Genomic DNA, 18,328 nt, shown 5'->3' with positions numbered 1-18,328 from the left:
CTAGTGCCAGCGGACTGCCGGCCGGGGCAGTGACCCGCCGTCAGGCGAGCTCGTGCTTGCGGGCCCGGGACATCAGCGCCCCGGTCAGCTGCTCGGGAGTGGCCTTGCCGTCCACGACGGCGGTCACGCCCTGGCAGATCGGCATGTCGACGCCGTGGCGGCCCGCCAGCTCCACCACGGACCGGCACGACTTGAGCCCCTCGGCGGTCTGGTGCGGCACGCTCATCAGCTCGGCGACGGTGCTGCCCTGGCCGAGCGCGACGCCCACGCGGTGGTTGCGTGACAGCGGGGACATGCAGGTGGCGATGAGGTCGCCCACCCCCGCCAGGCCGCGCAGCGTCGACGGCTCCGCGCCCAGCGCCTGGCCGAGCCGCGCGATCTCGGCCAGGCCCCTGGTGATCAGCGAGGACTTGGTGTTGTCGCCGTAGCCCAGCCCTTCGGCCATGCCCACGGCGATCGCGATGACGTTCTTGACCGCTCCGCCGATCTCGGCACCGACCACGTCGGTCTGGGTGTAGGGCCGGAAGTAGGGCGCGGCGACGAGGCCGGCGACCCGCTCTGCGGCCGCGCGCTCGGTGCACGCGACCACGGCGGCGGCCGGCTGGCGCTCGGCGATCTCGCGGCTGAGGTTGGGTCCGGTGACCACGACGATGCGGCCCCGGTCGGTCCCGGCCGCCTCGATCACCTCGCTCATCCGCAGCCCGGTCCCCAGCTCGATCCCCTTCATGAGGGAGACCACCAGGGCGTCCTGCGCCAGCACGTCCCCCCAGGCGGCGAGGTTCTCGCGCAGGCTCTGGGAAGGCACGGCCAGCACGACCAGGTCCGCGTGCCGTGCGGCCTGCTCCGGGTCGGTGGTCGCGCCCACCTGCGGGGCCAGCTCCACGTCCGGCAGGTAGTCGGGGTTGCGGTGGTCCTCCCGGATGGAGCGGGCCACCTCCTCCCGGCGCGCCCAGATCGTCACCCGCTGCGCCCCTGCGTCGGCGAGGACCTGGGCGAAAGCCGTGCCCCAGCTGCCTGCGCCGAAGACCGCGGCCCGGGTCACGGGTGCCCCTCCCGCCCGGGTCGGGGCCGCCGGTGCAGCTCGGAGGCGGTGGGGACGTAGGGCTTCTCCGGCGGGGTCTGACCGCGCAGCTCGGCGACGAGCGCGGTGATGGCCGCCATGATCCGGGCGGTCGCCTCGATGAGCGTCCGGGTGTCGTGGTCCTGGCCGTGCAGGTCGGACAGGTCCACCGGCGGGCCGGCCCTGACCTGCTGCACGGGCCTGCGGAGGATGTTGCCGGGGCGACGGGCGTAGCGGTCCAGGATCGCCTGGGCTCCCCACTGCCCGACCGGGATCACCGGGGCGCCGGTCGACAGCGCCAGCCGGGCGACGCCGGGCCGACCGCGCATCGGCCACATGTCGGGGTCGCGGGTGAGGGTGCCCTCGGGCATGACCCCGATGCACCTGCCCGCGGCGAGCGCGTCGCGGGCCGCCTCGAGCGCGTCGCCGGCCCGCGAGGTCTCCCGGTAGACCGGGACCTGGCCCAGGTGCCGCAACGCGCCCCCGAGCACGGGGACCTCGAAGAGCGAGGACTTGGCCAGGAAGAAGGGCGCGCGCCCCTGGTCGACGACGAAGTGGGCCAGGGTCAGGGGGTCCACCTCGGAGTAGTGGTTGCTCGCGACGATGAAACCGCCGGTGCGCGGGATGTGCTCCCCGCCGGACCACTCGCGGCGGGTGATGCCCATCAGCAGGGGCCGGACGGTGCCGATCACCCCGTGGTAGGACCACGGGATCTTGTCGTGCAGGGGCTGGCGGCTCACCTGCTCATCTTGTCATCCACCCCGGTCGGTGGGCGAGGATGCCCGGGTGAGCAACGACGTGCACGGCCGCGCGACCGACGTCCGGTGGCACCTGGTGGTCCCGGTCAAGGAGGCCGACCGGGCCAAGACCCGCCTGGCCGCCCCGCACCCGCTCAGCCGGCCGGTGCTGGCCCGGGCGGTCGCCCGCGACACCCTGGAGGCGGCCTGCGCGGCAGTGGGTGGGGACCACCTGACCGTGGTCACCTCCGACCCCGTCGTCCGTGCCGCCGCGCTGGAGCTGGGCGCGCACGTCGCCCCGGACCCCGGGCGGGGGCTGGACGCGGCGGTGCTGGCCGGGTGGGAGTCCCACCCCGGTCCCGCGCAGCAGCCGGGTCGGATCGGCTGGGCGGCCCTGCTCGGCGACCTGCCCGCCCTGCGCGCCGCGGACCTGCGGGCCGCGCTCCGGGCCTGCGCGCGGTACCCCAGGGCCGTGGTGCCCGACGCCGACGGGACCGGCACGGTGCTGCTCACCTCGACGGCGGCTCCGCCGGTCCCCCGCTTCGGTGCCGGCTCGGCGGCCCGGCACGCCCAGGACGCCCACCTCCTCGACCTCGCCCTGCCGCGGGTGCGCCGCGACGTCGACGTCGTGGCGGACCTGCGCGAGGCCGTGGCCCTCGGCGTCGGACGGCACACCCTGCTCGCCCTCGGACGGGCCACCTAGAGTGACCGGTATGCAGGCCAGCGTGCACACCTTCGACCCGGCGTCCGGCAACGGGACGGTCCTGCTGGACAGCGGGCGGCTGCTGCCCTTCGCCCCCGAGGTCTTCGCGGCCAGCGGCCTGCGGCTGCTGCGGCTGGGCCAGCGCGTGTCGGTCGAGGTCGAGCCCGCCGACCCCGAGGCTCCCGGCGCCCGGCTGACCCGGCTGTGGATCGTCGGCATCGGCGCCGGCGAGACGATCCGCTGACCGGCCGCGGCCCGGGACCGTGACCCAGCTCTGGGAGCGCGTGACGACCACGCAGGTGCCGCTGCCCTGGCAGGCGACCCTCGTGCTCGGGGCCGTCGCCCTCCTCGTCGCCGCCAGCCCCCGCGGCTACCTCCTGGTGCGCCACCTGGTGACGCTGCTGCACGAGGCCGGCCACGTCCTCGTCGCCGCCCTCGCCGGGCGCCGCGTCGGGGGCGTCCGCCTGCACGCCGACGCCTCCGGGCTGACCCTCTCCCGCGGGCGCCCGCGGGGCCCGGGGATGGTAGCCACGCTGCTGGCGGGCTATCCCGCACCGGCGCTGGCCGGGGCGCTGGGCGCGCTGCTCCTCGGGGCCGGGTATGCCGCCGGCCTGCTGTGGGCGATCGTCCTCACCTGCGCGGTGCTGCTGGTGCTCGTGCGCAACCTGTTCGGGCTCTGGGTGGTGCTCGTCACGGGCGCCGTCGTCGCTGCCCTGTCCTGGTGGGCCCCCGCCGAGGTGGTGGGCGGCGCGGCACACCTGGTGGTGTGGACCCTCCTGCTGGCCGCGCCGCGGTCCGTGGTCGAGCTGCAGCGGGCGAGGCGGCGCGGCGGGCGTGGCACGGACGCCGACCAGCTCGCCGCTCTCACCGGGGTGCCGGCCATGGCGTGGGTGGCCCTCTTCTGGCTGGCGTGCGCGGCGGCTCTCGTCCTGGGGGCCTGCGCCCTGCTGGTCGGGGCGCAGGCCTGAGCCGCCCGGCGTCAGCCGGCCGACCCGCCGCCCTTCTTCTTGCCCTTCTTCCTCTTCTTGCCGCCCTTCTTGCCCCGGGCCGGGAGGTCTGCCAGCAGGTCGTCCTTGGCGCGGGCCAGCTCGGCCTTCTTGGCCCGGATCATGCTGCGTGTGATGTCCTCCCCGCCGAGCATGAGCCGACCGCCGAGTGCTGGCTCGTGGCCGGTTCCCTCCCGTTCCTGCCCGCCGTGCTCGGAGCGGTCGGCCCGGACCGAGGCCGGCGTGCCGGAGGTGCGCGGCCGGGCCCGGCGCGGCGGGCCGGGGTCCTCGTCGTGGGCCTCCTCCGAGGGCGGCGCGGACCGGCGGATGCTGGTGGGCACGCCGCCGCCTCCGGCACCTGACCCGGTCCCGGCGAGACGCTCCGCGGTGTCCGCGTCGTACCCGGCCGGCCCCGGGCTGCCCACGCGCGCTCCGGCCAGGCCGGACGCCGGCAGCTGGTCGGGGTCGGCCACGACGGCCGTGAAGTAGCTGCCCGGGCGGAACCGCGGACGGCTGACGGCCGCGATCGGCACGGCGTCACCCGTGTGCGGGTTGCGGCCGGTCCGTGGCGCGCGCTCGACGCGCTCGAAGGTGCCGAAACCGGTGATGCCGACCTGGCCGCCCGCGGCCACCTCGCGCAGCACGACGTCGACGAAGGACTCGACCGCCAGGGCCGCCTCCGCGCGGCCGCCCAGCCGGGGTGCCAGCGCCTCGACGAGGTCGTTCTTGTTCACGCTGCGTCCTCCTGCTCCGAGGTCGTGGGCCCTCGTGCGACACGCTACCCCGGGACAGCACGAGGCCCCCACCACGGGATACGTGGTGGGGGCCTGGTCACGGCGTAGCCCCGACGGGATTCGAACCCGCGCTACCGCCTTGAGAGGGCGGCGTGCTAGGCCACTACACAACGGGGCCGTGCGGCTGGCGCGCTCTGCGCCGAGGAGAGACCATACCTGATCGGCAGACTCTCCACGAAATCCACCACCCGTGCGGGACGGGCGGAGACTCGCGCTGGGGTACCAGGACTCGAACCTAGACTAACTGAACCAGAATCAGTCGTGCTGCCAATTACACCATACCCCAAGGGGTATCTCCGGAGCGGTGTCCCGCAGCCGGTGAACCGAGGAGAAACCTTACCCTGAGACCGCTCCGGACCCAAATCCCGGGTGGTCGGCGGTCCTGGTCCCGGCGAGCGCGTCGATCACCTCGGTCAGCGTCCCCGCAGGGTGCAGCCCGTGCGAGGCCGCGTGGGACAGGTGCCCCTCCTCGCGGGCGTAGCCGGGACGTCGCAGCCACGCAGCCCCGAGGCCGGCCGCGAGGGCGCCGCAGGTGTCCACGTCCAGCTCGTCGCCGACGTAGACCACCTGCCCGGGCTCCAGGCCCATCAGCCGGCAGCCGTGGTGGAAGACCCGCGGCGCGGGCTTGCCGATCCCCAGCGTGTCCTTGGTGACCACGCCGGCCGTGAGCTCGGCCACCGCCCGCGTCAGGCCCGCCAGCTCGAGCTTGTCGCGGGTGTAGGCCGCCGAGGAGTTGGTGAGCAGCGCCGTGCGCCAGCCGCGCTCCCGGCAGGTCTCCAGGACCTCGACCACGTCGTCGAAGACGTGCAGCGCCTCGGCGAAGGCCCGGTCGAAGGCGGGGGTCCACCTGTCCAGGTCGCTACCGGCCGGCTCCTGCCCCAGCCACCGCGCGACGTCCTCGACCCGCCGCGCCCGCATCTCCTCGAAGGCGTGCTCACCGCGGGTGAAGGCACGGAAGTGGCCCTCGGGGTCCTCGCGGTAGCGCTCCCCCGCCCGGTCCACGCGCCAGGGGGCGGCGTCCGGCCACACCACGCGTGCGGCGGCACGTCCGGCGCGCACCATCGCCGCCCGGGTGCCGACGAGGGTGTCGTCGACGTCGAGCAGCACGCCCCCGACCCCGTCCGGCGGCGGCAGCACGCGCGCCAGCCCGCCGCCGCGGGTCATCACAGCTCCGTGCGGAGGCGGCGCAGCCGCTCCATCGTCTCGTGCTTGCCCAGGATCTCCATGGACTCGAACAGGGGCGGGCTGACCCGCTGGCCGGACACGGCCGTGCGCAGCGGACCGAAGGCGAACCGGGGCTTGAGCCCCATACCCTCCACGAGTGCCTCTCGGAGCACCGTCTCGATGCGCCCGGCCGTCCACTCCACGCCGTCCCCCAGCGGCTGGGGCAGGGCACCGGAGAGCGGCTCGAGCGCCGCGAGGGCGGCGCCCAGCACGGCGCCGGCGTCGTCCTTGAGCTGGGCGCGCGCGTCGGCGGCGATCGGCAGCTCGGCCCCGCGCAGGTAGAAGGGTGCCACCAGCGGGACGGCCTCGGAGAGGACCTGGACGCGGGTCTGGATCAGCTCGGCCACGGCCTTGAGCCGGGCCAGCTCCCCCATGCCGCTCTGCGGTCCGAGCACGCCGGCCTCGCGCAGCACCGGCAGCAGCCGGGAGGTGAACTCCGCCAGCGGCAGCAGGCGGATGTGGTCGGCGTTGATCGCCTCGGCCTTCTTCTGGTCCCACCGCGCCGGGTTGGGGTTGACGTCGCGCAGCTCGAAGGCGCGGACCAGCTCCTCGGGGGAGAAGACGTCCCGGTCCGGCCCGATCGCCCAGCCCAGCAGGGCCAGGTAGTTGACCATGCCCTCGCGCACGAAGCCCCGCTCGCGGTGCAGGAAGAGGTTGGACTGCGGGTCGCGCTTGGACAGCTTCTTGCTGCCCTCTCCCAGGACCAGCGGCAGGTGCGCGAAGGTCGGCACCCGCTCGGCCACCCCGAGCTGCACCAGGGCGCGGTGGAGCGCGACCTGGCGCGGCGTGGAGGAGAGCAGGTCCTCGCCGCGCACGACGTGGGTGATCCGCATCATCGCGTCGTCCACCGGGTTGACCAGCGTGTAGAGCGGCTGGCCGTTGCCGCGGACGATGACGAAGTCGGGCACCGAGCCGGCGCGGAAGGTGACCTCGCCGCGGACCAGGTCGTGGAAGGTGATGTCCTCCTCGGGCATCCGCAGACGCAGCACCGGGTCACGCCCCTGCGCACGGTATGCCGCACGCTCCTGCTCGGTGAGGTCGCGGTCGTGGTTGTCGTAGCCGAGCTTGGGGTCGCGGCCCGCGGCCCGGTGCCGTGCCTCGACCTCCTCGGGCGTGGAGAACGACTCGTAGGCCAGGCCCTCCTCGAGCAGCCGGCGGGCGACCTCGTCGTGGTGCTCCCGCCGCTCGCTCTGCCGGTAGGGGCCGTAGGGACCGCCCACGCCCGGGCCCTCGTCGTAGTCGATGCCGAGCCACTCGAGGGCCTCGACGAGCAGGTCCATGGACTCCTGGCTGTCGCGGGCCGCGTCGGTGTCCTCGATGCGGAAGACCAGCGTGCCGCCGTGATGGCGCGCGAAGGCCCAGTTGAACAGGGCGGTGCGCGCCAGGCCCACGTGCGGGGTGCCGGTCGGGCTGGGCGCGAAGCGGACCCGCACGTCGGCGCCGGTGACCTCGGCGTGCTCGGTCGGGGAGGCGGGGGCAGGGTGAGTCGTCATGGTGGCCCTTAGGATACTGGCCGCTCAGCGGGCCATCAGGGCGGCGGTGACCGACTCCTGCAGCCAGGAGAGGAAGTCGTAGTAGGCCATCTTCTGCGCCGTGCCCGGGTCGACCTCGAGCTCCCCGGCGAGCATCGCCGAGAGCTCCTCGTGCAGCCGCTCGGAGTCCTCGTCGGTGCGCAGGCCGAGCCGTTCGCCGAGGATGAGGCGGGCATCGGTGAGGGCGATCGCCAGGGCCCGGCCCTGGTCCAGGTCGATGTCGAGCACCGGCGGCTCGGCCTGCGCCAGCGCGCCGAGCGCGGTGCTGATCGTGGCCGCCTTGCGCCGGCGCAGCCCGTGCTCGGTCAGCCGGCGGAACTCGGCGGCCTGCTCGGCGTCCTCGCGGGAGGCTGGCGGGAGCAGGCGGGCGAGGGCGGGGTCGCTGGGCTCCTCGGGGTCGACCTCGTCGCCGAGGCCCTCCACCAGGTCCAGGAACGGGTCGCCGCTGTCGGGCCGTTCGGGCGCGACGAAGGCGCGGGTCAGCTCCAGCACGTGGGCGACGACCTCGATCTCCTCGGCCTCGAAGGTGGCCACGAGCCGCTGGCCCTCACGACGGAAGGGGGAGGCCATCCCTCAGTCGTCCTTCTGGAAGGTGGCCCACAGCCCGTAGCCGTGCATCGCCTCGGTGTCGGCCTCGCAGGTCTCCCGCGTGCCGGTGGAGACGACCGCCCGGCCCTTGGTGTGCACGTCCATCATCAGGGCCTCGGCGCGGGCGAGCGGGTAGCCGAAGTGCGTCTGGAAGACCCAGGTCACGTAGGACATGAGGTTGACCGGGTCGTTCCACACGAGGGTCACCCAGGGCGTGTCGGCCGCCGGCCGGTCGAGGACGGCGACCGAGCTCTTCCGCTCGGGCGTGGTCTGCGGGCCGGCGGGTGGCGCGGGAGGCTGCGGGACGTCGACGGGCACGAGGTCCACTCTAGGCAGCCCGCACTAGGCTGGTCGACGTGAACGGGAGCACCGCCCTGCTGACGGACCACTACGAGCTGACGATGATCCAGGCTGCCCTCGCCAGCGGGCACGCGGACCGGCCCTGCGTCTTCGAGGCGTTCGCCCGGAGACTGCCCGACGGGCGGCGCTACGGCGTCGTGGCCGGCACCGGCCGGATCCTGGAGGCGCTGCGCGACTTCCGCTTCGGTGAGGACGAGCTGGCTTTCCTCAGGGAGCGACAGGTCGTCGACGGGCGCACGCTGGGCTGGCTCGCGGACTACCGCTTCTCGGGCGACGTCTGGGGGTATGCCGAGGGTGAGGTCTACTTCCCCGGCTCCCCGCTGCTGGTGGTCGAGTCGACCTTCGCCGAGGGCGTGGTCCTGGAGACGCTGGTGCTCTCGATCCTCAACCACGACTCTGCGGTGGCCTCCGCCGCCTCCCGGATGACCGCCGCCGCGGGCGACCGCCCGTGCATCGAGATGGGCTCGCGGCGCACTCACGAGGAGTCCGCGGTCGCCGCGGCGCGCGCGGCCTACATCGCCGGCTTCGGGTCGACGTCCAACCTGGAGGCGGGGCGGCGGCACGGCATACCGACCGCGGGGACCGCCGCCCACTCCTACACGCTGCTGCACGACGCCGAGCGCGACGCCTTCGCCAACCAGCTGGCCAGCCTGGGGCCGGGCACGACGCTGCTCGTCGACACCTACGACGTGAGCGGGGCCGTCGAGGTGGCGGTCGAGCTCGCGGGGCCGCGGCTGGGCTCCGTCCGGCTGGACTCCGGCGACCTGGTCGGGCAGGCCCACGAGGTCCGCGCCCAGCTGGACCGGCTCGGCGCGACCGGCACCAGGATCGTGGTGACCTCCGACCTGGACGAGCACGCGATCGCCGCGCTGCAGGCCGCGCCGGTGGACCGCTACGGGGTGGGCACCAGCGTGGTCACCGGGTCCGGGCACCCGGCCGCCGGCATGGTCTACAAGCTGGTGAGCCGGCAGGGCTCGGCCGGCGTCATGGAGGGCGTGGCCAAGGCCAGCAAGGACAAGGCGTCGGTGGGCGGTCGCAAGTTCGCGCTGCGGCGCCGCCGTCCTGACGGGGTCGCCCAGGCCGAGATCATCGGCATCGACGAGCGGCCGCAGGACGACGGCGACGACCGCGAGCTGCTCGTGCGCCTCATCAAGCGGGGCCAGGTCGTCGCGCCCACCGACGCACCCTCGGCCCGTGAGCACCACGCCATGGCGCGCGCCGAGCTGCCGAGCCGGGCGCTGCGCCTGTCCCACGGCGACCCGGCGATCCCCACCACCTACCTGGACGACTGGAGCTGACCATGAGCCGGGCACTGATCATCGTCGACGTGCAGAACGACTTCTGCGAGGGCGGCGCGCTGGCCGTCGAGGGCGGGACCGCGGTCGCCGCCGGTGTCGGTGAGCACCTGCGCGCCCACGGGCAGGACTACTCGACCGTGGTGGCGACCGCCGACTGGCACATCGACCCGGGCGACCACTGGTCCGCGGAGCCGGACTACCGCACCTCCTGGCCGGTGCACTGCCGGGCGGGCACGCCGGGGGCGGCGTTCCGCGCCGAGCTGGCTCCTGCCCTCGGACACGTCCAGGCGGTGTTCCGCAAGGGTGAGCACGAGGCCGCCTACAGCGGTTTCGAGGGCGCGACCGAGGAGCCCGGCCGGCGCACCGGCCTGGCGGAGTGGCTGCGCGAGCGGGAGGTGCGCGAGGTGGACGTCGTCGGCATCGCCACCGACCACTGCGTGCGCGCCACGGCCCTGGACGCGGTCCGGAAGGGCTTCGGCACGACCGTGCTGCTCGACCTGGTCGCCGGGGTCGCGCCGGACACCGCGCAGGCCGCGCTGGAGGAGCTGCGCGCGGCGGGCGTCACCCTGGCCTGAGTCCCGGGGCCTGCGTCGTCCTCAGCGGTTCCGCACGACGTTGGTCCTGGCCGCCTTGTCGTGGATGGCCTGCTTCTTGGAGTCCCACAGCGGCCAGAGCACGTCCAGCACCGGGAAGAGCGCGAGGAAGCCCAGGACGGTGCTCAGCTGGGAGACGATCCCCACGCCCTGGTAGACCAGCGCGCGCAGCAGCGAGGGCACCCAGCCGATCTTGCCCGGCTCCTCGCGCAGCCGGATGCGCAGCCCCGTGGCCAGCTTGCCGAGGGTGCCGCCGACCATCGTCACCATGATGATCTCGTAGGCCAGCCCGAGCACCCCGACCCCGAGGGTCCACCGCAGCTGCAGCGCGACCAGGTCGGCGGGCAGCGGCGCGAAGGGGTCGTCCTGCGACATCGCGAAGTCCATCAGCCCGCTCCAGTAGCCGGGCGCCAGCACGGGGAGCAGCGCGAGGCCGACGGCGAGGATGATGACCCCGTCGATGATGCGGGCAGCGACCCGGTGCCACCAGCCGGCCAGCGGCTGACCGTCGGGCGTGGTCGGGACGGGTAGGCCCTGGAGCTGATGGCCTCCGGGCATCGACTGCCACTGCTGCCCCTGGAAGGGCGGTTGGGTCCCGCCTGCGTAGGGGTTGGAGGGATCGTGGCCGCCCTGCTGGCCGTGGCCCTGCTGACCGTGACCCTGCTGACCGTAGCCCTGGTGCACACCCCCGTGCCCGCCCTGGCTCTGCTGGCCCTGCTGGCCGGGCGCGGCGCCCCAGCCGGCCTGCGCGGCCTTCCCGGCCTGGTCGAGGCCGGGTTTGCGCTTGGGGCTCTTGTGGTCCGTCCACTGGACCCCGTCCCAGTAGCGAAGGTTGTCTGCGTTCTCCGGGTCGTCGTACCACCCTGCTTGCTGACTCATGGGCCCAACTCTCGCACGTCCCACCCAGGTCCCCGACCAGTGCACGGCATCCTGTCTGCCTCGGCTCCCCCGTCCCGTGCCTGACGCGTCGCGGGCGTGCGGGGATCCTGAACCGGTGCGCGCGCCGAAGGCGGGCGGCACACCTCGTCGTCGAGGGATGCCGCCCGCTGTCAGGGGAGGTCCGGCCTCAGAGGTTGCCGCGCTTGTCCTGCTCGCGCTCGATCGCCTCGAAGAGGGCCTTGAAGTTGCCCTTCCCGAAGCCGAGCGAGCCGTGCCGCTCGATGAGCTCGAAGAAGACCGTCGGGCGGTCCTGGACGTTGCGGGTGAAGATCTGCAACAGGTAGCCGTCCTCGTCGCGGTCGACCAGGATGCCCCGCTTCTGCAGCTCCTCGATGGGCACCCGGACCTGGCCGATCCGCTCGCGCAGCTCGGGGTCCTCGTAGTAGGAGTCCGGGGTGTCGAGGAACTCGATGCCGTTGGCGCGCATGTGGTCCACGGTGGCGAGGATGTCGTTGGTGGCCAGGGCGAGGTGCTGGGCGCCGGCGCCCCGGTAGAACTCGAGGTACTCGTCGATCTGCGACTTCTTCTTGGCCACCGCCGGCTCGTTGAGCGGGAACTTCACCCGGTGGTTGCCGTTGGCCACGACCTTGGACATCAGCGCCGAGTAGTCGGTGGCGATGTCGTCGCCGATGAACTCGGCCATGTTCACGAAGCCCATGACCTTGTTGTAGAACTCGACCCACTCGTCCATCCGACCGAGCTCGACGTTGCCGACGACGTGGTCCAGCGCCTGGAAGAGCCGCCTGGGCTCGCTGTCGCGCTTGACGTAGTCGGAGGTCTTCGCGACGTAGCCGGGCAGGTAGGGCCCGCTGTAGCCGTAGCCCTCCCCCTCGCGCTGGACCAGGGTGTGGCGGGTCTCTCCGTAGGTCGCGATCGCCGCCGCCCGGACCTTGCCGTGCTCGTCCTCCAGGTCCTCCGCCTCCTGCAGGACGGTCGCACCGATGGAGCGGGCGTGCTCGATGCAGCGGTCCACGTCGGGCACCTCGAGGGCGATGTCGACGACGCCGTCGCCGTGCCGGCGCACGTGGTCGTGCAGCGTGCTGTCCGGGTCGACGCCGCCCTTGAGGACGAACTTGATGGAGCCGCTCTTGAGGACGTAGGCCTTGTGGTCGCGGTTGCCGGTCTCCGGTCCGGAGTAGCCCACGAGCTCCATCCCGAACGCCGACTGGTAGAAGTGGGCGGCCTGGGTGGCGTTGCCGACGGCGAAGACGATGGCGTCCCAGCCGGTGACGGGGAAGACGTCGGTGGTCTGGTCGTAGGGCACGAGGCCGACGAGCTGCTTGAGCTGGTCGAGCTCGAGCTCGGCGTCCCGCTCCTGGTCGGTGAGGTGGACGGCGGTGTCGGTCATCCTCCGAGACTGTCCCTCGAGGGGTAGGCGGCGCAAGCTCGCCCCCCGGCGGTGAGCAGCCTGCGCAGACTGTCTTGGCTCAGCAGCCGGATAGTGCACACTTTGTCCATGGCCCCCGTGATCGACGACCTGGACGCCCGGCTCCTGGCACTCCTCGAGGAGGACCCTGCGGTCGGGGTGCTCGGCGCCTCGCGCCGGCTGGGCGTGGCCCGCGGCACCGTGCAGAGCCGGCTGGACAAGCTGGTGGCCCGCGGGGTGATCCGCAGCTTCGCCCCGCAGGTGGACCCGGCGCACCTGGGCTATCCGGTGACGGCCTTCTGCACCCTGGAGATCCGCCAGGGCACCGGCGGCGGACCTGTGGTGGCGCACGTGAGCGGCATACCCGAGGTGCTCGAGGCCCACACGATCACCGGCTCCGGGGACCTCATGATCCGGGTCGTCGCGCGCGACAACCCCGACCTGCAGCGGGTGATCGACGAGGTGGTGGCACACCCGCTGGTGGAGCGGTCCTCCACGGTGATCTGCCTGTCGACGAGGGTGGCCTACCGCACGCGACCACTGCTCGGGCGCGCTCAGCAGACCCAGGCTCCAGCGACGTAGCCCGGGGGTGCGGCTGGGGCCCGGCCCCGGGCGCCCTGCCGGCCGGTCTCAGCTGCAGGGCAGGAGCCCCAGCGAGTCCTTGAGCTCCAGGACCCTGAGCAGCGAGGCGTCCACCTTGGCGGCGAAGGCGGGGTCCGTCCGGGCCAGGTCGGCGACCTGCTCGACCATCCGGGCGCCGGAGGCGGTGTCACCGGTGAGCACGACGTCTCCTCCGGCAGCCACGAGGTCGGTCGCCGGCCGCACCCCGGTCAGGCCGCGGACTGCGGCCGCGTTGACGTCGTCGGAGATGACGACGCCGTCGTAGCCCAGCTGCCGCCGCAGCAACCCGTCGATGATCGCCGGGGAGAACATCGCCGGGTGGTCGGGGTCGATCCTGGGGTAGAGCGCCGAGCTGACCATGACCGTGCTGGCGCCTGCCTCGATCCCGGCGCTGAAGGCGTCGAGGTAGGGGTCGTCCGCGGTGAGCACGTCGTCGACCAGCCCGTCGGTGGTGAAGTCGGGGTTCCCGGTGATCCGGCCGATGCCGGGGAAGTGCTTGACGGAGGTCGCGACGCCGGCCTGCTGCATCCCGTGGATGAAGGGGACGATCCCGGCGGCGACGGTCTGCGGGTCGTGGCCGTACTCCCGGCCCCACCGGCCGACGGGGCCGTTGCTCGTGCCCAGCTCCGCGGGCACGACGTCGGCGACCGGCGCGAGGTTGAGGTTGATACCGGCGGCGACCAGCTGCTCTCCCCAGACCGTGGCCTCGCGCGTCAGCTCCTCCGCACCGAGGGTGGCCTGGACCAGGGCGGTGGGAATGGTCGAGAACCCCGGGCCGCGCAGCTGCTGGACCTCGCCGCCCTCCTGATCGGCCGCCACCAGCAGGCCGATCCCGCCGGTCGCGTCCCGCGTCGCCAGGGCCTGCACGGTGGCTGACGCGGCGGCGATGTCCTGGATGCTGCCCGTCCACCCGCCCAGGTAGAGGATGTTGCCGACGTGGCCGTCCTGGACGACCGGGGCGAGGCTGGACGGGGCGCTGCCGACCTGGAGGGCGACCATGACCAGCTGGCCGGCCCGCTGGCCCGGCGTGAGCTCCTCGGCGACCTGCTCCACGCAGCCGGGCGCGCCCGAGGTCGGCGCGCTCGCCGAGGCTGGCGCGCTGGAGGTCGGGGCGGAGGTGGAGGTGGCTGCGGAGGACGCGGGGGCGTGGGTCTGCCCCGGCTCCGTCGTGGCGGCGGAGGCGTCCGTCGACGTCGGGGCGGGCTCGGTCGGGTCCATCGTGCAGCCGGCCGACAGCACGCTGGTCAGCACGGCCGCGAGCAGGACGGAACGGCTCCTCGACATGGGCACGACGCTACGCGTGCACAGGTGCTCGGGGCCACCCGTCGCCGCCCGCCGCTCCCGCATCGTCAGTGCGGCGGCGCGCGTCCCGCCGATCGGTGAAGACGACCGAGACGACCAGGATGAGCCCACCGACCGCGGCCAGGAGGAAGAACACGATGGAGACCGCCGGGTAGCCCAGGAGCGTGAGGTCGCTCTTCACCCGCATCGTCAGTGCGGCGCCGACGATGATGGCCGACAGGACCAGACCCACCACGAGGCGGGTCGTCAGGTGCTGGACCACCCGAAGCAGTCGCTCCTCGTCGAACGCGTCCACCCTCAGGGTGAGCTCGCCGTCGCCGAGCGCGTCGAGCAGGCGGTTGGCCCGCCGCGGCAGCTGTGCAGCGAAGTCCTTGGCCTCCATCGCCCCGGCCAGGAGCGACCCCGGACTCGTGCTCAGCCCCCTGCGCAGGAGCTGGTCGAGGTTGGCGCGGACGGCCTGCGAGGGCGTGAAGTCAGGGTCGAGGTGCCTGGTGGCCCGGTCGAGGTTGAGCAGGGCCTTGCCGATCATCGCCATCTCCGGCGGTGGCCGCAGCCCGTGGGCCCCGGACAGACGCGAGAGCTCCACCATCACCCCGCCCACGTCGAGGTCGCCGCCGGCCGAGACCGCGGCGGAGACCAGGTGGCTGACGTCGTCGCGGAACCGGGCGGCGTCGTGGTCCTCCAGCGGGTGCCCCATCTCGGCCAGCACCCGCGCGGCCTCCTCGCCGTCCCCGTCGGAGATCGCCAGGAGCAGCTTGATGACCGCGTCCTGCACGCGGCGCGGCACGCTCGCGACCATGCCGAGGTCGATCAGCGCGAGGCGCCCGTCCTCGGTGAGGATCATGTTGCCCGGATGCGGGTCGGCGTGCAGGACACCCTCGTCCAGGATCATCCGCAGGTAGGCCCGGAAGAGCTCCTCGCTGATGGCCTCCCCGTCGACCGACAGCATCCCGAGCTCGCCGATGTCGGTCACCTTGCGGCCCTCGACCCGCTCCATGGTGAGCACGCGACTGGTCGTGTAGTCCGGGAGCGGCCGGGGCACGAACAGGTGGTCGTACTCCTCGGTCATCTCGCCGAAGGCCTCCAGGTTGCGCGCCTCCTGGACGTAGTCGAGCTCGCCGGTCAGCGAGCGGCGGAACTGCTGCAGCAGGTCCGTGGTGCCGTAGCGACGCCCCAGCTCGGTATGCCGGTCGGCCGCCGCCGCGATCCGCGTCAACACCTCCATGTCCTGGGCCACTGTCTCCCGGACCCCGGGTCGCTGCACCTTGACGACGACGTCCCTTCCGCTGCGGGTCCGGGCCCTGTGCACCTGGCCGAGGGAGGCAGCGGCCATCGGCTCACGGTCGAACTCGCAGAAGAGGTGCCGCAGCTGCGCCCCGAGCTCCTCCTCGACGATCGCCACCGCGACGTCCCCGTCGAAGGGCTCGACATCGTCCTGCAGGCGGGTCAGCGCCTCGGTGTAGGCCGGCGGAAGCAGGTCGTGCCGGGTCGACAGCAGCTGTCCGAGCTTGATCCACGTCGGTCCCATGCGCTCCAGGTCCGCGGCGAACGCCTCGGCGGTCGCCGGGTCTCCCGCCCCTGCGCTCGCGGTGCTGGGCTCGACGTCGCCCAGGCCGCTGCCGGTGACGAGGTCGGACCGGCCGTAGCGCAGGAGCAGGCGGACAAGGTCGGCGTAGCGGCTCAACGAGCCGGCTGCGTCCTGGGGCACACGGACCTCCGTCGTGGGGTCGCCCCGGCCCGGGGCTCGCGTAAGGCGGTGCGCGTCATCCTAGCCGGTCGCCGGCCCCGCCAGCAGACGGCCCAGGCGTAAAGCTGCGGCCAGCACCAGTTCCTCCACCGGCGGGGGCGGGCCCATGGTGACCACCCCGACCGACGCCTCCAGCCCGGGGACGCCGGGCACGGCGGCGGCCACCCCGTGAGCGCCGAGCTGCAGCTCCCCGGTGGTGGTCGTCGCGCCGTCGAGCGTGCCGCGTCGACCCTCGAGGATCGCTCTCCCGGCGGCGCCGCGCTCCAGCGGGTGACGGCTACCGACGCGGTAGGCGACGTGGAAGTCGGTCCAGGTCGGCTCCACGACGAGCAGCGCGACGGCGTGCTCGCCGTCGGCGAGGGTGAGGTGCGCCGTCGCCCCCGACTGCTCCGCGAGCTCGTGCAGCACCGGTCGCGCCACCTCGACCAGGACGGGACGGACGGCATACTGCAACCGCGCCACCCCCAGCCCCAGCCGGACGCGGCCGTCCTCGCCGCGACTGACGAACCCTCGCGCCTCGAGCGTGGTCACCAGCCGGTAGACCACCGTGCGCGCCAGACCGAGCCGCTCGGCCAGCTCGCTCATGCTCAGGCCGTGCACGTTCCTCGGGGCGCCCAGGGCCTGCAGGACCAGCAGTCCGCGGTCCAGGGTCTGCGCGGTCTCCGGTCGGGCAGCCACCGCTGCAGGTTACCCGGGCGGCGCACCGCCTGTGCAGCTCAGCGCCGGCCGACGAACCAGTTGCGGATGCGCTCGATGCGCGCCTGGACCTGCTCCGACGACGCGGTCGCCAGCTCGGGGCCGCCGCAGGTGCGCCGCAGCTCGGCGTGCACGACCGCGTGCGGCTGGCCCTTCTTCTGGGCGTAGGCGGAGACCAGCTTGTTGAGCTCCTTGCGGTGCTCGGCCAGCGCCCGGTGGGCCGAGACGGCCTGGGCGCGCTCGCGGCCTCCTCCGCGGCGAACCTGCTTCTTCTGCCGCTCCCGCAGGACGTGGGCGACCTGGTCGGGCTCGAGGAGCCCGGGGAGGCCGAGGAACTCCTCCTCGTCCTGCGACCCGGGCATCCCGCCCAGGCCGAACTGCTCGGCGTCGAAGAGCACGTGGTCGAACTCCGCGTCCGAGCCCAGCGCCTCGTAGCTGCCCTCAAGCTCACCCGAGGCGGACTCCGTGGTGCTGGCCGCGGCGAGCAGTCCGTCCTCCTCGGACCACAGCTGGTCCTCCTCGTCGGCGGCCTTGCGGTTGAGCGCGTGGTCACGCTCGACCTCCATCGATCCGGCGTGGGCGAGCAGGAGCGCGACGTTGGGCAGGAAGACCGAGGCGGTCTCCCCGCGGCGTCGGGCGCGCACGAAGCGACCGACGGCCTGGGCGAAAAAGAGCGGCGTCGAGGTCGAGGTCGCGTAGACGCCGACGCACAGGCGGGGCACGTCGACACCTTCGGAGACCATCCGCACCGCGACCATCCAGCGCGAGGTGCCGGCGGCGAACTCCTCGATCCTGCTCGAGGCGCCCGCGTCGTCGGAGAGCACCACGGTGGGCTCCTCCCCGGTGAGCTCGTGCAGCTGCCGGGCGTAGGCCCGTGCCGAGACCTGGTCGGAGGCGATGACGAGGCCACCGGCGTCCTCCACGTGCCTGCGCACCTCGGCCAGCCGCTTGTCGGCCGCGCGCAGCACGCTGGGCACCCAGTCCCCCGCCGGGTCGAGCGCGGTCCGCCAGGCCTGCTTGGTCACGTCCTTGGTCAGCTGCTCGCCCAGGCGTGCCTCGAGCTCGTCGCCGACCCTGGTGCGCCAGCGCATCGTCCCGCCGTAGGAGAGGAAGAGCACGGGGCGCACGACCCCGTCCCGCAGCGCCTCGGCATACCCGTAGGTGTAGTCGGCCGAGGAGCGCAGGACGCCCTCCTCGTCCATCTCGTAGCGGACGAACGGGATCGCCGCGGTGTCCGAGCGGAACGGGGTCCCGGTCAGCGACAGCCGGCGGGCGGCCGGCTCGAAGGCGTCCCGGACCGCCTCGCCCCACGACAGCGCGTCGCCGCCGTGGTGGACCTCGTCGAGGATGACCAGGGTCCGGGCCGCCTCGGCGCGCGCCCGGTGCAGCAGCGGCTTGCTCGCCACGCCCGCGTAGGTCACCGCGATGCCGTCGAAGTCCGTGCCGTGCCGACCCTGGCCGTTGACGAAACGGGGGTCGATGCGGATGCCGACCTTGGCCGCGGCGTCGGCCCACTGCACCTTGAGGTGCTCGGTCGGCGCCACGACCGTGACCCGCTGCACCTCACCCCGGTCGAGCAGCTCGGTCGCCACCCGCAGCGCGAAGGTGGTCTTCCCGGCGCCGGGCGTGGCGACCGCGAGGAAGTCACGCGGCCGCTCGGTCAGGTAGCGCTCCAGCGCGGACGCCTGCCAGGCCCTCAGCTTTCCGGCGGTCCCCCAGGCTGCGCGCTCCGGGTAGGCGGGTGAGAGGTTGGAGGCAGCAGACGTCGACATGGCCGGACCA

The 18,328-nt window shown here is 73.7% G+C and carries 19 protein-coding genes and 2 tRNA genes; 6 read left to right on the top strand and 15 right to left on the bottom strand.

Translation table 11 applies throughout. From position 1 onward, the window contains the following. Positions 1-40: 40 nt before the first annotated feature. Positions 41-1,042 (bottom strand): NAD(P)H-dependent glycerol-3-phosphate dehydrogenase, encoded by a 1,002-nt coding sequence (locus tag DV701_RS00445; RefSeq protein WP_114926619.1) that lies wholly within the window; start codon positions 1,040-1,042, stop codon positions 41-43. Beyond that, a complete protein-coding gene (locus DV701_RS00440) occupies positions 1,039-1,800 on the bottom strand; it encodes a lysophospholipid acyltransferase family protein (protein ID WP_228255130.1) in 762 nt (253 codons plus the stop codon). The genes DV701_RS00445 and DV701_RS00440 overlap by 4 nt, the downstream gene beginning before the upstream one ends. Before the next feature lie 46 nt (positions 1,801-1,846). Here DV701_RS00440 and cofC point away from each other — a divergent pair, with 46 nt between their 5' ends. Genes cofC through DV701_RS00425 form a run of 3 tightly spaced genes read left to right on the top strand, consistent with a single transcriptional unit; the run spans position 1,847 to position 3,468 of the window. Beyond that, complete coding sequence (cofC, locus tag DV701_RS00435) at positions 1,847-2,500, top strand: 2-phospho-L-lactate guanylyltransferase (protein ID WP_114926618.1); 654 nt, start codon at positions 1,847-1,849, stop codon at positions 2,498-2,500. A gap of 10 nt (positions 2,501-2,510) precedes the next feature. After that, positions 2,511-2,744, top strand: a complete 234-nt coding sequence (locus DV701_RS00430) for a hypothetical protein (protein ID WP_114930479.1) — start codon at positions 2,511-2,513, stop codon at positions 2,742-2,744. Positions 2,745-2,784: 40 nt separating this feature from the next. Then, entirely contained in the window at positions 2,785-3,468 is a 684-nt protein-coding gene (locus tag DV701_RS00425) for a M50 family metallopeptidase (RefSeq protein WP_228255129.1), read from the top strand. An 11-nt stretch (positions 3,469-3,479) separates the two neighbouring features. Here the strand turns inward: DV701_RS00425 and DV701_RS18580 are convergent, their stop codons facing one another. The 7 genes from DV701_RS18580 to clpS all read right to left on the bottom strand — a co-directional run bounded on the left by DV701_RS18580 (position 3,480) and on the right by clpS (position 7,942). Beyond that, entirely contained in the window at positions 3,480-4,220 is a 741-nt protein-coding gene (locus DV701_RS18580; protein WP_228255128.1) for an HU family DNA-binding protein, read from the bottom strand. Between the two features lie 105 nt (positions 4,221-4,325). Beyond that, positions 4,326-4,398 (bottom strand) — tRNA-Glu (locus DV701_RS00415). A 96-nt stretch (positions 4,399-4,494) separates the two neighbouring features. Beyond that, positions 4,495-4,566 (bottom strand) — tRNA-Gln (locus DV701_RS00410). 50 nt (positions 4,567-4,616) lie between these two features. Next, positions 4,617-5,444: an HAD family hydrolase gene (locus tag DV701_RS00405; RefSeq protein WP_114926616.1), complete on the bottom strand. Its 828-nt coding sequence runs from the start codon at positions 5,442-5,444 to the stop codon at positions 4,617-4,619. After that, entirely contained in the window at positions 5,444-6,997 is a 1,554-nt protein-coding gene (gene gltX, locus DV701_RS00400; RefSeq protein ID WP_114926615.1) for a glutamate--tRNA ligase, read from the bottom strand. Before gltX ends, DV701_RS00405 begins: the two co-directional genes overlap by 1 nt. Before the next feature lie 24 nt (positions 6,998-7,021). Beyond that, positions 7,022-7,606 carry a DUF2017 family protein gene (locus DV701_RS00395; protein ID WP_114926614.1) on the bottom strand — a complete coding sequence of 195 codons (585 nt, stop codon included), beginning with the start codon at positions 7,604-7,606 and terminating at the stop codon, positions 7,022-7,024. Between the two features lie 3 nt (positions 7,607-7,609). Continuing rightward, positions 7,610-7,942, bottom strand: a complete 333-nt coding sequence (gene clpS, locus DV701_RS00390; RefSeq protein ID WP_114930477.1) for an ATP-dependent Clp protease adapter ClpS — start codon at positions 7,940-7,942, stop codon at positions 7,610-7,612. 38 nt (positions 7,943-7,980) lie between these two features. Between clpS and DV701_RS00385 the strand changes: the two genes are divergently transcribed. Both DV701_RS00385 and DV701_RS00380 read left to right on the top strand, forming a co-directional pair. After that, positions 7,981-9,282, top strand: a complete 1,302-nt coding sequence (locus tag DV701_RS00385; protein WP_114926613.1) for a nicotinate phosphoribosyltransferase — start codon at positions 7,981-7,983, stop codon at positions 9,280-9,282. Positions 9,283-9,284: 2 nt separating this feature from the next. Then, entirely contained in the window at positions 9,285-9,857 is a 573-nt protein-coding gene (locus tag DV701_RS00380) for an isochorismatase family protein (RefSeq protein ID WP_114926612.1), read from the top strand. A gap of 21 nt (positions 9,858-9,878) precedes the next feature. On the opposite strand, the gene DV701_RS00375 is transcribed toward DV701_RS00380, so the two are convergent. Together DV701_RS00375 and hppD are read right to left on the bottom strand one after the other, a co-directional pair. After that, positions 9,879-10,754 carry an RDD family protein gene (locus DV701_RS00375; RefSeq protein WP_114930475.1) on the bottom strand — a complete coding sequence of 292 codons (876 nt, stop codon included), beginning with the start codon at positions 10,752-10,754 and terminating at the stop codon, positions 9,879-9,881. A gap of 187 nt (positions 10,755-10,941) precedes the next feature. Further along, entirely contained in the window at positions 10,942-12,162 is a 1,221-nt protein-coding gene (hppD, locus tag DV701_RS00370; protein WP_114926611.1) for a 4-hydroxyphenylpyruvate dioxygenase, read from the bottom strand. A 108-nt stretch (positions 12,163-12,270) separates the two neighbouring features. Between hppD and DV701_RS00365 the strand changes: the two genes are divergently transcribed. Further along, on the top strand, positions 12,271-12,762 hold the full coding sequence (locus DV701_RS00365) for an Lrp/AsnC family transcriptional regulator (RefSeq protein WP_114926610.1): 492 nt from the start codon (positions 12,271-12,273) through the stop codon (positions 12,760-12,762). A 48-nt stretch (positions 12,763-12,810) separates the two neighbouring features. On the opposite strand, the gene DV701_RS00360 is transcribed toward DV701_RS00365, so the two are convergent. From DV701_RS00360 to DV701_RS00340, 4 genes are read right to left on the bottom strand one after another with little or no spacing between them, the layout of a single operon-like run. Next, the gene (locus DV701_RS00360) at positions 12,811-14,085 is read right to left on the bottom strand and encodes a glycoside hydrolase family 3 N-terminal domain-containing protein (RefSeq protein WP_228255127.1); all 1,275 of its coding nucleotides are present in this window, start codon (positions 14,083-14,085) and stop codon (positions 12,811-12,813) included. Between the two features lie 10 nt (positions 14,086-14,095). Further along, the gene (locus DV701_RS00350; protein ID WP_228255126.1) at positions 14,096-15,811 is read right to left on the bottom strand and encodes an ABC1 kinase family protein; all 1,716 of its coding nucleotides are present in this window, start codon (positions 15,809-15,811) and stop codon (positions 14,096-14,098) included. Between the two features lie 60 nt (positions 15,812-15,871). Beyond that, the gene (locus DV701_RS00345; protein WP_114926608.1) at positions 15,872-16,528 is read right to left on the bottom strand and encodes an IclR family transcriptional regulator; all 657 of its coding nucleotides are present in this window, start codon (positions 16,526-16,528) and stop codon (positions 15,872-15,874) included. Positions 16,529-16,566: 38 nt separating this feature from the next. Then, positions 16,567-18,318: a DEAD/DEAH box helicase gene (locus DV701_RS00340; RefSeq protein ID WP_114926607.1), complete on the bottom strand. Its 1,752-nt coding sequence runs from the start codon at positions 18,316-18,318 to the stop codon at positions 16,567-16,569. Positions 18,319-18,328: the final 10 nt, after the last annotated feature.

This window comes from Ornithinimicrobium avium, from assembly GCF_003351765.1.
GTDB classification, from domain to species: domain Bacteria; phylum Actinomycetota; class Actinomycetes; order Actinomycetales; family Dermatophilaceae; genus Ornithinicoccus; species Ornithinicoccus avius.
The sequence above is the reverse complement of the archived record's forward strand: the minus strand, read 5'-3'. Positions and strand labels throughout refer to the sequence as shown.